12 protein-coding genes and 1 pseudogene are annotated in these 12,584 nt (G+C 68.3%); 10 read left to right on the forward strand and 3 right to left on the reverse strand.

What is annotated here, in order from left to right:
* Window positions 1-458 precede the first annotated feature (458 nt).
* The gene (locus tag QQY66_RS48080; protein ID WP_301986897.1) at window positions 459-1,592 is read right to left on the reverse strand and encodes an IS630 family transposase; all 1,134 of its coding nucleotides are present in this window, start codon (window positions 1,590-1,592) and stop codon (window positions 459-461) included.
* A 70-nt stretch (window positions 1,593-1,662) separates the two neighbouring features.
* Between QQY66_RS48080 and QQY66_RS48085 the strand changes: the two genes are divergently transcribed.
* Window positions 1,663-2,151 (forward strand): hypothetical protein, encoded by a 489-nt coding sequence (locus QQY66_RS48085; protein ID WP_301986899.1) that lies wholly within the window; start codon window positions 1,663-1,665, stop codon window positions 2,149-2,151.
* Window positions 2,152-2,260: 109 nt separating this feature from the next.
* Here QQY66_RS48085 and QQY66_RS48090 read toward each other — a convergent pair.
* A pseudogene (locus QQY66_RS48090) lies at window positions 2,261-3,265 on the reverse strand (IS5 family transposase).
* A 121-nt stretch (window positions 3,266-3,386) separates the two neighbouring features.
* Between QQY66_RS48090 and QQY66_RS48095 the strand changes: the two are divergent.
* The 3 genes from QQY66_RS48095 to QQY66_RS48105 all read left to right on the forward strand — a co-directional run bounded on the left by QQY66_RS48095 (window position 3,387) and on the right by QQY66_RS48105 (window position 5,509).
* Window positions 3,387-4,246, forward strand: a protein-coding gene (locus QQY66_RS48095) for an IS5 family transposase (RefSeq protein ID WP_301987745.1) whose coding sequence is annotated in 2 segments (ribosomal slippage) — window positions 3,387-3,740 and window positions 3,743-4,246 — 858 coding nt in all. Because the reading frame shifts where the segments join, the coding sequence is not laid out codon by codon here.
* A 67-nt stretch (window positions 4,247-4,313) separates the two neighbouring features.
* Window positions 4,314-4,532 (forward strand): hypothetical protein, encoded by a 219-nt coding sequence (locus tag QQY66_RS48100; RefSeq protein WP_301986902.1) that lies wholly within the window; start codon window positions 4,314-4,316, stop codon window positions 4,530-4,532.
* Between the two features lie 167 nt (window positions 4,533-4,699).
* Window positions 4,700-5,509: a DJ-1/PfpI family protein gene (locus tag QQY66_RS48105; protein WP_301986903.1), complete on the forward strand. Its 810-nt coding sequence runs from the start codon at window positions 4,700-4,702 to the stop codon at window positions 5,507-5,509.
* Between the two features lie 32 nt (window positions 5,510-5,541).
* On the opposite strand, the gene QQY66_RS48110 is transcribed toward QQY66_RS48105, so the two are convergent.
* A complete protein-coding gene (locus tag QQY66_RS48110) occupies window positions 5,542-5,757 on the reverse strand; it encodes a hypothetical protein (protein WP_301986904.1) in 216 nt (71 codons plus the stop codon).
* Window positions 5,758-6,483: 726 nt separating this feature from the next.
* Here QQY66_RS48110 and QQY66_RS48115 point away from each other — a divergent pair.
* From QQY66_RS48115 to QQY66_RS48140, 6 genes are all read left to right on the forward strand, one after another.
* Window positions 6,484-7,221 carry a hypothetical protein gene (locus tag QQY66_RS48115; protein WP_301986905.1) on the forward strand — a complete coding sequence of 246 codons (738 nt, stop codon included), beginning with the start codon at window positions 6,484-6,486 and terminating at the stop codon, window positions 7,219-7,221.
* A 100-nt stretch (window positions 7,222-7,321) separates the two neighbouring features.
* Window positions 7,322-8,017: a sigma-70 family RNA polymerase sigma factor gene (locus QQY66_RS48120; protein ID WP_301986906.1), complete on the forward strand. Its 696-nt coding sequence runs from the start codon at window positions 7,322-7,324 to the stop codon at window positions 8,015-8,017.
* A 218-nt stretch (window positions 8,018-8,235) separates the two neighbouring features.
* Entirely contained in the window at window positions 8,236-8,988 is a 753-nt protein-coding gene (locus QQY66_RS48125) for a DUF1775 domain-containing protein (RefSeq protein ID WP_301987746.1), read from the forward strand.
* A gap of 594 nt (window positions 8,989-9,582) precedes the next feature.
* Window positions 9,583-10,593: an ABC transporter substrate-binding protein gene (locus tag QQY66_RS48130; RefSeq protein ID WP_301986908.1), complete on the forward strand. Its 1,011-nt coding sequence runs from the start codon at window positions 9,583-9,585 to the stop codon at window positions 10,591-10,593.
* A complete protein-coding gene (locus QQY66_RS48135) occupies window positions 10,583-11,710 on the forward strand; it encodes an iron ABC transporter permease (protein WP_301986909.1) in 1,128 nt (375 codons plus the stop codon). The genes QQY66_RS48130 and QQY66_RS48135 overlap by 11 nt, the downstream gene beginning before the upstream one ends.
* A complete protein-coding gene (locus tag QQY66_RS48140) occupies window positions 11,707-12,510 on the forward strand; it encodes an ABC transporter ATP-binding protein (RefSeq protein WP_301986911.1) in 804 nt (267 codons plus the stop codon). Before QQY66_RS48135 ends, QQY66_RS48140 begins: the two co-directional genes overlap by 4 nt.
* Window positions 12,511-12,584: the final 74 nt, after the last annotated feature.

The following is a 12,584-nucleotide window of genomic DNA, read 5'->3' on the forward strand; positions in this document are numbered from 1 at the left end:
AACGCCACTTACCTTTGTCCGCCATGACGACGTACACCGCAGCTGTCGTGGGCTTCATCCTGCTGCCAGTCCTGATCGCTGCACTCGTGGCGTGCTTGAGTTCGGACGCCGACCGTTGCCGGGACGCCTATCGAGTGCTGTCGCGGATATGCAGTGCCGCAGAGAAGATCCTTCGACGCCGAGCGTAGGGACGATCGCAACCGGGTCGTGCCATCTGCCGACGTCGACTTACGAAAGGCACCGGCGTGATGATGGCCGCGTTGGTGTTCCTTCTCGACGGCTGCGCCGACGGGTGGCCGGGCAGGGGCGGTGGCGTGACGTTCTGGCTCACGGTCCCCCACGAATGGTGTTGTTGACGAGCAGATCATCCCTCACGTGGATGGATCATGGAGAGCATGAGTCTGAACTGTGCCCTTCATGGGTGAAGTTGGCGCCCTGATCGCCCGCCTAGTGCCGCATCAGGCAACGTTGGCCTTGTTCACGACCTCGCGGAGGCGTTCGTCGGTGGCGTGCTTGTTCCGCCAGATGATGTAGCGGCGGATCATGCTTCCCTGCTCCTTGTGGCTGGTGTGGTCGGTGCCGTTGAGTGCGAAGTAGCGCAGGGCGGTGAACTGAGCCTCGATCCGGTTGAGCCAGGAGCTGTTGGTCGGGGTGTAGGCCATCTCCACGTTGTTCGCCGCAGCCCACGTCGCGACCCGCTGGCACCGCTTCGTTGTCAGGTGTGGGGAGTAGTTGTCGCAGACGATCGCAATGCGTATGTCCATCGGGTGCAGGGAGCGCAGGTAGCGGCAGAACTCGAGGAACTTCGAGCGGTTCTTGGTCTTCTTGACGTGCCCGTAGAGCTGGTCCTTGGCGAGGTCGTAGGCGGCGAACAGGTGGCGGACACCGTGCGGCCGGGTGTAGGTCGCCCGGCGGCGGGGCCGGGGCTCACGATCGGGATCCTTGTGCCGGCCGCCACGTTCGGCCCATTGCCGGCCGGGGTGGGGCTGGAGGTTGAGCGGCCCGAACTCGCCCAGGCACAAGATGACTTCGGGCTCGCCTTCCTCGGGTATGACCTCGCCGTCGGCGATCGCGTAGAGATGCTCGACCCGGGCCTTCTTGGTCGCGTAGTCCGGGTCGCGTGAGGTCTTCCAGGTCTTCACACATTGAAACGAGACGCCCTCCTCGCGGAGCAGGACCCGAAGGCCCTCGTGGCTGATGTCGTCGACCACCCCCTCGGCGACCAGGAAGTCGGCCAGCTTGGCCAGGCTCCAGGTCGAGAACGGCAGGCCGTGCTCGGCCGGCTTGGACTTGGCGATCTTCTTGATCTCCCGGCGTTCCGGGAGGGTGAAGGTCTTCGGGCGGCCGCCCTTGTACTTCGGGTAGAGCGAGTCGAAGCCGTCGGTGTTGAAGTTGTGGAGCACGTCCCGGACCCGGTCCGGGCTGGTGAACGTCACCTCGGCGATCTTGACCACGGGCATGGCTTGCGCGGATAACAGCACCATCTGGGCCCGCCGCCAGGTCACCACCGACCCGGTGCCTCTGCGGATGATCCGCAGCAACCGCCTGCCCTCGTCGTCATCAATCTCCCGGACCTGCACACGTTCAGCCACGTGATCATTCTGGCCGTCCTTTACCGGACTACGGCTCAAGGCTCTCGACCATGCGCCACAGTGGGTGGTCATGGGCATCTGGGTGAACATCATCACGGCCGCCAGCGGACTACTCGGTGCCGGAATCGGCATCACCGGCACCCTTCTCAGTGAGCGGTGGCGCGCACGATCATCAGAACAGCAAGATCAGCACGCGGCCGTTCTCCGTCTTCGAGACGAACGCAAAGACGTCCTGATCCGGTTCTTCGCACTCGTACGAGAACTCGAACGAGCTGCGGAGCGGCGTTCCGCTGGCGAGGAGGTGACCGCGCAGGAGGCCGCAGACCTGACCAGCCGTCTCTGGCTGCTTCACGTCGAGGTGCACATCCTTTGCACTCAACCGGTGGCCGACGCCGTCTATGCCCTCACCGAGCGACTTACCGAGGCTGTGCGGCAGCCCGTTGGCGAGGCCATTCACCTGTACCTTTCCGCAGCCCGACTCGCCGCCATCTCAGCCGCACGCACCGAACTCGGTGTTCCGACTATGCACGTCGTAGCCAGCTCTACCGCAGGTGCGTGACTTCCATCGACGCAACACATCGGTGCCGCCAGGCACAGCAACCAAGCGATGCGTCGCGAACAGGGCGAACGCTGCCTGATGCGGCACTAGGTCGCATATTTGGTTGCGATCAAGGAGTGGCTGGCGTGAGGTCCTTGATCCACATCATCGAAGCGCGGAGGTGGAGGCCAGCGAGGTAGCTTCCCGGGGTTTTGTCGTAGCGGGTGGCGATGCCTCGCCATGCCTTCATCCTGTTGATGGCGCGTTCGACAGTGTTCCGTTCCCTGTAGAGCTCGGCGTCGTGACTGATGGGCCTGCCGCCCCTGCTGCCCTTCTTCCTCCGATTGGCGGCCTGGTCATTCTTCTCCGGGATGACCGCCTTGATGCAGCGTTTGCGCAGGTAGGCGCGGTTGCCGCGGGACGAGTACGCCTTGTCCCCGGCGACCGCGTCCCCCCGGGTGCGGGGACGGCCGACAGGTCCGCGCACCCGAACCTTCTTCAGGACGGGGATGAATTGCGGGCTGTCCGCCGCCTGGCCCGTAGTCAGGACGAACGCCAGCGGGCGGCACTTCCGGTCGGCGGCGAGGTGGACCTTGCTGGTCTGCCCACCTCTGGAGCGCCCGAGGAGGGCAGCCTTCAGCCGGAGTTTGTGCCGACGCCGGACACGCCGTCGCTCTTCCCGCCCGGGATCCGCTTCGGCGTCCTGCCCGTTTCGTTCTTCGGCACTGCCCCCTTTGACCTCGCTTTCTCCTCCTCGGCGGCAGCCTTCTCCAGCGCGGTGATGACGTCCTCGCCCAGGTGCATCCCGGCAGCGTCGTGGTGGGCCCGCGCGGTGGTGGAGTCCACGCTGACCAGGGACAAGTTCACCTCACCTCGCTTCGCGGCCTCAGCGATCAGTCCCTCCAGCAGGGGCTTCGAAGACACCGGCGTCCCACCACTGCCGGAATCGGTTGTGGACGGTCGACCAGGCGCCGAACTCCTGCGGCATCTCCCGCCACTGCCCGCCCGTCTTGAACCGCCAGAGTACTCCTTCGAACTGCTGCCGCAGCCGCTCGGGATACGGGCCGTACTCGCCGATCGGCAGGTACGGCTCGATCAACTTCCACTCTTCGTCCGTCAGTTGCACTCGCGTCACGCAAGAACGTCTACCGGTCCCGGCCCCGCCACGAGAGCAAATCCCCCAGACTGATCACGACTCGATACGCGACCTAGGGTCCGTCTTCAAAGATCATCGGGTGGTGGATCATGGTGGGGTGATACGTCGTCATGAACTCACCGATCAGGAGTGGGAGTTACTCGCTCCGCTGATACCGCGGGCTGTGACGGGCCGGCCGCGGGTGTCGGACCGGCAGGTCATCAACGGGATGGTCTACAAGATCCGGACCGGGATATCCTGGCGTGACCTGCCGGAACGCTACGGTCCATGGCAGACCGTCTGCACCCGCTTCCGCCGCTACGCCCTGGACGGCGTGTTCACCCGGGCTCTTCAGCAGATCCAAGCTGGTGCGGACGCGGCCGGCGACATCGACTGGCTCGTCCAGATCGACTCCACCATCGTCCGCGTCCACCAGCACGCGGCCGCCACCGGCCGAAAAGGGGGCACCATCGGCCGGACGAACCGGACGATCACGCCCTCGGTCGATCCCGAGGCGGACTGACCACCAAAATCCATCTCGCCTGCGACGGCAAGGGGCGCCCGCTCGCAGTCCTGGTGACGCCAGGGCAACGTCACGACAGCATCTGCGCGCGCCCTCTTCTGGAGCGCATCCGTGTCCCTCGCACCGGACCGGGCCGACCCCGTTGCAGGCCTGATCAGGTCATCGCAGACAAGGCCTACAGCTCCCGCGGCTTCCGCGCCTACCTGCGTAAACGCGGCATCGGGCACACTATCCCGGAGAAGACCGACCAGCAGCGACACCGGCACAACCGTGGCGGTCGCGGCGGGCGGCCACCGGTGTTCGACCGGCAGGTCTACCGTCAACGCAACGTCGTCGAACGCTGCTTCAACCGGCTCAAAGGCTTCCGTGGAATCGCCACCCGATACGAGAAGACCGCCGCCTCCTACGAAGCAGCGGTCACACTCGCGTCATTCCTGCTCTGGGCAAGATCCGTTTGAAGACGGACCCTAGGACGCTGACGGCGTGTCGGTTGCGGTGCGGGACCGAAGCGTTGACGGTGCCGATGTGGCACACGCGACGACGACGGGCCGCCAGGCAGCCGTTGGGCTGGGGCTGAGCCCGCTGATGCTGGACAAGTTGGCGGAGCTGGCCGACGAGCGGGTGCGCGACGGCGGGCTGCGGCTGATGGGCGACGGCGGGCTGCTGCCGGAGATCACCCGCCATCTGATGCAGGCCGCGCTGGAGGCGGAGATGGACCTGCACCTGGCCTCTCCCGCCCAGTGAGAACAGGCCCGGTCAAGTTTCCGCAGGCCCCTCTCCTGACCGCCCTGGCGTCGTCCGCGCGACGGGGAGACGCACAGCAGGTGCCGTCGGGAACTCGACGGCGAAATGGGACGACTACTTGATCACGAGCGCTCCGCCAGGGCGCCTTTCGGGACAGGGAGTCGGACATGACAGAGATCGGCCGTGACCGCCGTCAGTTACTCCAGGCAGCCGTGGCAGGCGGGTTGGGTGCGGGACTGGTGATGGCCAGCGGGGCCACACCGGCGCACTCCGCCCCGGCGGGGCAGGAAGTCGGGGAGGCCGGCGCGGCGACGCGGGAGCCCGACGCGGGCGCGATGCTGGTCGCGGTGCTGTTGTACGACGGGTTCACCGGGCTCGATGCGGTCGGGCCGTACGAAGTGCTGTGCCGGGTGCCCGGGGTAACGGTGACGACTGTGGCCGAGAGGGCCGGGCGGATCCGTACCGACACCGGCGAGCTCGGGCTGGTGGCGGAGCGTTCCCTCGACAGCGTGCCCAAGGCGGACGTGCTGCTGGTGCCCGGCGGGGGCGAGCGCGGGACCACGACGACGATGGCCAACCGCGTGGTTCTCGACTGGATACGCCACATCCACCGGCGGTCGGTGTGGACCACCTCGGTGTGCACGGGGTCGCTGATCCTGGGCGCGGCCGGACTGCTGCGGGGTCTGCCTGCCACAACGTACTGGGCATCGCGCTCGTATCTGGCGGAGGTCGGTGCCGTCTACACCCCGGGGCGGTTCGTGGAAGCCGGGAAGATCATGACGGCTGCCGGCGTGTCGGCGGGGATCGACATGGGGTTGAGTCTCGCCGCGCGGTTGGCCGGCGAGCGGGTGGGCCAGGCTATGCAACTCGCTGTCGAGTACGACCCCGATCCGCCGTTCGACACCGGCAGCCCCGAGAAGGCAAGCCCGGAACTTCGGCGACTGGCACTACAACTGCTCGCCGACGCCGCCGTGTGACGGCTGTAGCCGTATGACAGCGCGTCGCCGGTTCAGGGCAGGGCGATGCCGTCCAGCTTGCCGTTCTTGGCGCCGTCCATCAGTGAGGAAAACTGGTTGGCGCTCCTCTGGATACGCTGGCCGAAGTCGTCGGTCAGGACGAGCCGCTGCTCGGCGGGAGCGTTGGGGTCGACGAAGAGCTGGGGGCAGCCGCAGTCGCAGTTCCCGCAGAACGTCGCGACGGGCTCCAGTTCGTTGATGTTGGTCATGTTGTGCCGCCTTCGGTGGGGTGCGGCGCGCCCGTGTGTGGGTCGGCGGCGAGTGTGCGCCCGTGCTCCTGCCGCGCATCCGCTGCTTCGGTTGTACGAGGGCAGCTGGGAACCAGACGCGTCCTCCCGCCGACCGGTGGAGGGCGGACAGGTGTGACCGGGCGGTTCTCCGGCGCTGGTGTGGATGCGTAGGTGCGGACCCAACCCTCTGTACCGGGCGCGACCCGACTAGCCCCGTCCGGTCGTGGTCCACCGGCCGGTGCCGGGGTCCGCGAACAGCGTGAAGCGGTCGCCGATGTCGGTTCGGGTGGCGGCCACTTGGCCGAGGACGGACTCCAGCGTGGGGCAGGCCCAGTGGGGATGCCCGGGGTTGTATCGATGCGGCCTTCGGACGCACGCGCTGCACTCATCGCGGTACGCCCGATCGCCGCTCGCGCACCGCCCACACCGGGCCACCACGCATGCCCACACGACCAGCGGCCAGCCTGTCTTGTACTGCCCGGCTGCGGCGGTAGTTCGAACAGCGGCGGGCCGATCGCGAAGCCGGTGAAGAAGCCGACCGAGAGCAGAGCCGAGTTCTGCCCGGCCAAGAGTCGGCCGGAACGACCAGTGAATTCCCCTCGGTTGCTATGGCATGTATCACAACTACTGGATTGAGTGGGGCACCAGGGAAATTTACGTACCCGTCAGTGACATGTGAGGCCTGGATGCGAAGATGAGGCCGCCATGACTGCTGGGTGGTGTTCTCGCACAGTACGGGCCGCGGTGTTCGCGGCCGTCAGTGTGCTGCTCGCCTCCCTGGGCCACGTCATGATGTCGGGGACCACGGTGCCCTGGTGGGCCATGGCCGCGGGTGCGGCGGCGACGGGCGGCACGGCCTGGCTGCTGACCGGCGGGGAGCGCGGGCCGGTCCTCGTCGGCTCCTTCGCGGTGGCCGCCCAAGCCGTACTCCACTCGTCGTTTTCGCTCGCCCAGGCGGTCGTACACCCCGAACCGTCCGGCAACAGGTCGCTCGTCCAGCAGTGGCTGGGCTACCTGCTGTGCGGTTCGCCATCGGGACCCGGCGCGGAGCATGACGCCATGGCGACGTCCATGGCCTCCATGGACCACGGAGTGGGCGCCATGCACTCCATGGGGTCGATGGGCCACAACATGGGGGCCCCGACTTCCCTGGACTCCGGCATGGCCAGTATGTCCTCGACCGGCATGCTCGCCGCCCACCTGCTGGCCGCGCTGATGTGCGGCATGTGGCTCGCACACGGCGAACGCGCCGCGTTCCGCATCCTGCGGGCCCTCGCCGGCTGGCTCGTCGCACCACTGCGCTTGCTCCTCCGGTTGCCTGCGCCGCCGCACCGACCACGTGTCCGAGCCCGCCGAGCGGGCTCCGAACGGGCGCTGCGCCAGCTCCTCCTCACCCATGCGATCACTTCTCGGGGTCCGCCCGCCGGGGTCGCTGTCGCCTGACGGCAGCTGGTTCCCCGAGGTCGTCCGCAGAGCCGCCGTTGAGCCCGTCGGCTCCCCGCCTCGGGTCGGCCGTGCACTCCCATGCCCGGCCGTTCACCCCATGACTGGTACCGACGTCCCGCCTGCCGCCCTGTGCGTGCCGGCCCGGGATGACGGCTCCCGGATTCCCGAGAAGGACAGACACCAGGTGATCACTCATGCCCCGCGTCCATCGCGCGAACAGTCGAGAGACGAGTCGATAACCGCCTGGGCACTCGCCGCCCGCAGCGGCGACCCCGACGCCGTCGAACACTTCGTACGCGCCCTGCACCGAGACGTCCGCCACTACGTGACGTTCCTCGGCGCCGACCCCCAGAGCGCCGACGACCTGACCCAGGACACCTTCCTGCGGGCCCTGGTCAGCTTGCACCGGTTCGAAGGCCGCTCCTCGGCCCGTACCTGGCTGCTCTCCATCGCCCGCCGCGCGGTGATCGACAGCATCCGCTACAGCTCCTCCCGCCCCCGCCTGTCGGACACGGACGACTGGGAGGCGGCCGCCGAACGCACCCAGCCGCGCGGCCTGCCCGGCTTCGACGACGGCATCGCCCTCGCCGAGCTGCTGGACACGCTCCCGGACGACCGCCGCGAGGCGTTCATCCTCACCCAATTGGTGGGACTGCCCTACGCGGAGGCGGCCCAAGTCAGCGACTGCCCCATCGGCACGGTGCGCTCACGCGTCGCCCGCGCCCGCAGCTCGCTGATCGAATGGCTGAACGACGCCGAAAGCCCCCCGCTGGTGGCCGCGGCAGCTGCCTGACCAACCGTAGGTTGCCGCCCCCAGTTCGTACTCCGGGCGGCAGCAGCCCGGTTCCGTCCACCTCACCGCGGACGCACCGGACCTGCACACAGCCCACCAGAAAACAGAGAACAGGAGCACCCACCATGGCTGAGAACACCTACACCGTGACCGACGTCCCGGCAGGTCTGGTGACCGTACGCGGGGAGTCGGTCGCCGACGATGCCATACGGGCAGCCGTGCATCGCCCGACCTTGGTACGCAGTCTGTGCCGTTCCGGCGCCCTCATCGCGGCCGCGTTCGTGGTCGCCGTCGCCACCGCGGGGCCGGCCGCGGCCCATGCGGAGGTCGAGGCGGAGGGCGCCCGGGCCCTCGACCAGAACGTCGGGCTGACCTTTTCTGCGGCCTCGGAGTCGAGCTCCGCCGGCATCACCAAGCTGGAGGTGATCCTGCCCAAGGGCATCACACCCGGCGACATCACCTACAAGGAAGGCCCAGACGGCTGGAAGCTCGCCCCCACAAGCCGGGGCTACACCGTCTCCGGACCGAAGCTCGCCGTGGGGGAGGACGCCGGGTACGTCGTCGACGTGCGGCAGCTGCCCGACGCCAAGTCGCTGGTCTTCAAGACCCTGCAGAGCTACAGCGACGGCCGTGTGGACCGCTGGATCGAACTGGAAGACACCGGCGGGGACGACAACGGTCACGGCCATGGCCATCCCGCGCCCCGCCTGGACCTGAAGCCCGCAGCACCCGGCGCGAAGCTCGTGAGCCCCAGCCCCACGGAGGAGCCCACGACAGCCGCGCCCTCGCCCGACACCTCTTCCGGCGAGCCCACGACCGGGACGTCGACGCCGCCGGCGGAGCCCGCGGCGGACAGCACGGAAGGCAACGACGGCACGCCAGTCGCCGTCCCCCTCGGCATTGGAGCAGCCGTCCTCCTGCTCGGCGGCGGCGCATGGTGGTTCAGGAGCCGTCGTAGCGGGTCTGCTTGAGTTCCTCTGGAAGGGCCTTCTAGTCGTCCGGCCTGCTGGCCGCCGCGCGTCGTCGGCCCGCATTCGTGGGAGCGTCGGCATACGTCGTCGACGAGGCCGACGCCGTCGTCGTCACGGGCGACAACGGGAAGGCGCTCGGGCACGTGGACATTGGCAAACGAGATCGGTGTCGTCATCACAACCCTCCGGGTCACCGCGCCTGTCCTCCTCGCCGACCGCGGCTATCACCCTGTCCGCAGGGCGTGGGCTGTGGTGGACATGCTCGACCGCGATGCTCTGTGGCGTACGTCACTCAGAGCGCCGGGAACTCATCCGTTCCCCCGGCCGACTTCTGGACCGGCTCGGCGTCGGCCTGGCCTGCACCACCCCGCGATCCAGGAGAGCACCCATGTCCGCTGAACCAGTAGTCCCCGCCTGTGGGACCGCTGTGGATGACGGCGGGAGGTCGCGACCGTTGCGTGGACGATTCGCGCTCAGCTGCCTGCGAGTCCGGAGGCTAGCTTGGTGAAAATGGTTGTCGCTAGATTGCTTGTCGGCTCGCCTGCACTTATCGGGCTGCGCACCGACATCCGTACATTCCAGACCGGAGGATCCATGCGCCACCCCGCCCGCCTCGGCGTCGCCCTGGCCCTCGCTTTCTCGGCTGTGGGCTGCGCGGCCTCCGAGGATGATGCGCCCTCAACGGACAAGGCCGGGGCGCAGGCGACGACCGTCACGAGTTGCGGTGAGAAGCTGTCTTTCGCCGATCAGCCCGAGCGGGCCGTCACGCTGGACCAGTCCTCCACCGAGACCCTGCTGGAGCTCGGACTCGCCGACCGGATGGCAGGCACGTCCAACCTGAAGACGAAAGTCGGCCAGGAGTACCAGGACGCTTACACGAAGGTCCCGGTGCTCAGCCCCGAGATCCTCACCGGTGAGCAATTGCGTGCAGCCACTCCGGACCTGGTTGTGTCGTCCTTCACCGACCTGTACTCAAAGGACAGGGTCGGCACGCGCGAGGAGCTGAGCGAGCTCGACCTGCCCTCCTACGTCAGCGCGGTCGACTGCCCGAAGCAGAATGGCCCCGGCAAAACCCCCTTCGACCTCCTCTTCGACGACTACAAGAACCTCGGGAAAGTGTTCGGTGTAGAGGGTCGCGCCACCAAGCTCATCGAGGAGCAGCGGGCCGTGGTCGAGAAGGCGGCCGAGGCCGGCGACGAGGTCAAGGGTGAGCCGACCGTCGTATGGCTGTACTCCGTCTACAACGGACTGCCCTACGTCGCCGGTAAGGGCGGCATGCCCAGCGAGATGAGCAAGCTCGTGGGAGCGAAAAACGCCTTCGACGACGTCGACGAGGACTGGCCCGAGGTCTCCTGGGAGGAGATCGCCGACCGTGACCCAGACTTCATCGTCATCGGTGATCTGCCCGAGCGAGGAGCACCGGGTGACAGTGCCGAGGAGAAGCGCGCGATGATGCGGAAGGACCCGGTGATGTCCAAACTGACGGCGGTCCGGAAGGACCGCGTCATCGAGGTGCCCGGCATCGAGATGGACCCCTCGGTGCGCACCGTGAATACCCTGCGGCTGCTGACGGAGGGCATGAAGGACATTGGGTATGTCCGCTAGTCCGGCAGCCGCTCCGGGCCCGGTGGATCTGCTGCACCCCACGGCCCGCCGGGACGGGCAGGCCGCGCCCGCCCGCACGTCGGCCGCCTCACCGAAGCCCGGCCCCTCCACGCTGTCCCAGGCGACGCTGCTTCTCCTCGGAGTGGCGGCCCTGGTCGCCTCGGTGGCGGTGTCGGTACGGATCGGCACTGCCGACGTCGGTTACGCCGACCTGGCCAGGACGCTGGGCTCCCGTCTGGGCCTGGACGTCGAGCCGCTGCCACGGTTGCTCGACTCGCTCATCTGGGACCTGCGCCTCCCGCGCGTCCTGATGGCGGCGCTGGTCGGCGCCTCGCTCGCGGTGTGCGGCGCAGTGCTGCAGGCCGTGACACGCAACGCGCTGGCCGACCCCTACCTGCTGGGCGTCTCCTCGGGGGCGTCGACCGGCGCCGTGGCGGTGGTCGTTCTCGGCGTCGGCGCAGGCGCGATCGGGGTGACCGGCGGGGCGTTCGTCGGCGCGATGCTCTCCTTCGGTCTGCTGCTGCTCCTGCTGCGGCGCACTGCACTGGACTCGGTACGGATCGTGCTGACGGGGGTGGTCGTGTGGCAGCTGTTCACGGCGCTGACCTCGCTGATCCTCATGGCATCCGGCGACGCCGACGCCACCCGCGCGATCACCCACTGGCTGCTCGGCTCGATGGCCCCGGCCCGCTGGGAATCGGTCGTCGTCTGCGCGGCCGTCACCCTGGCCGGCCTGGTGGTGGTCTGGCTGCACTCCACCGCCCTCGACGGATTCTCCTTCGGCGCCGACACCGCCTCATCGCTGGGCATCGACGTCCGCACGACGCGGAGGGTGCTGCTCGTGGTGACGGCAATCCTGACCTCGGTCGCCGTCGCCACCGTGGGCGCCATCGGATTCGTTGGACTGATCGTGCCGCACGGCGTCCGGTTCCTCGTCGGACCGCTGCACCGGGCGCTGCTCCCCTTCTCCGCACTGGCAGGCGCGATCTTCCTGGTGTGGACCGACGCCCTCGCCCGGATCGCCTTCGCCCCTCAGGAAGTCCCGGTTGGCGTCTTCACCGCCCTGCTCGGCGTGCCCCTGTTCTTGCTCATCCTGCGCAAACGAGGTGAGCTGTGAGGATCACCGTTGAACGACTGACCTGGTCGGTGTCGGACAAGACCATCGTCCATGACGTCAGCCTGGACATCGCCCCGGGCGAGACGGTCGGGCTGATCGGCCCCAACGGCTCCGGCAAGTCCTCACTGCTGCGCTGCCTCGCAGGCTTGCGTTCCCCGGCGTCCGGCACGGTCCGGTACGACGGTGAGCCGATCACGGGCTGGAGCGCCCGACGGATCGCCCAGCATGTCGCCTTCGTCGAGCAGGCCACCGACACCGACAGCGACCTGCGGATCGCCGACGTCGTCGGCCTCGGCCGCACTCCCTTCCGGGACCGATGGCGCGGCCCGGACGACACCGACCGCGCCGTCATCGCGGCCGCGCTCACCCGCGTCGGACTGACCGACCTGTCCGACCGGGCCTGGAAATCGCTCTCCGGCGGCGAGCGGCAACGCGCCCACATCGCCCGCGCCCTGGCCCAGCAGCCCTGGTCCATCCTGCTCGACGAGCCGACCAACCACCTCGACGTGAAGCATCAGTTGGAGCTCATGGAGCTGCTGGCCGGCACAGATCAGACGGTGCTGGTGGCCCTGCACGACCTGTCGCTGGCCGCACGGTACTGCGACCGGCTGCTGCTCATGGACCACGGGCGCCTGGTCGCCGCGGGGCCGCCCAAGGATGTACTGAGCCCGGACCGGCTGGCGGGAGTCTTCGAGGTCAACGCGGAGATCGGCCTCGACAGCATGGGCAACCTCGCGGTCTCCTGCCGCGGTGTCGCGCCGCGAGCCGGCCATGGGCGGGCGGCGGCCGAGCCCGCGTAGCGCACCGGCCCGTCGGCACGCTGACGGTGGGCCCCAAGGCTCAAGAGGAACGCGAAAAATGCGGCCTACGAGAC

The sequence above is a fragment of the Streptomyces sp. DG2A-72 genome (assembly GCF_030499575.1).
GTDB lineage: Bacteria > Actinomycetota > Actinomycetes > Streptomycetales > Streptomycetaceae > Streptomyces.

Coding starts and splice junctions, on each gene's coding strand:
- QQY66_RS48085 (WP_301986899.1), top strand. CDS start 1,663: ATGGGCATCTGGGTGAACATCATCACGGCCGCCAGCGGACTACTCGGT.
- QQY66_RS48105 (WP_301986903.1), top strand. CDS start 4,700: ATGACAGAGATCGGCCGTGACCGCCGTCAGTTACTCCAGGCAGCCGTG.
- QQY66_RS48110 (WP_301986904.1), bottom strand. CDS start 5,757: ATGACCAACATCAACGAACTGGAGCCCGTCGCGACGTTCTGCGGGAAC.
- QQY66_RS48115 (WP_301986905.1), top strand. CDS start 6,484: ATGACTGCTGGGTGGTGTTCTCGCACAGTACGGGCCGCGGTGTTCGCG.
- QQY66_RS48120 (WP_301986906.1), top strand. CDS start 7,322: ATGACTGGTACCGACGTCCCGCCTGCCGCCCTGTGCGTGCCGGCCCGG.
- QQY66_RS48130 (WP_301986908.1), top strand. CDS start 9,583: ATGCGCCACCCCGCCCGCCTCGGCGTCGCCCTGGCCCTCGCTTTCTCG.
- QQY66_RS48135 (WP_301986909.1), top strand. CDS start 10,583: ATGTCCGCTAGTCCGGCAGCCGCTCCGGGCCCGGTGGATCTGCTGCAC.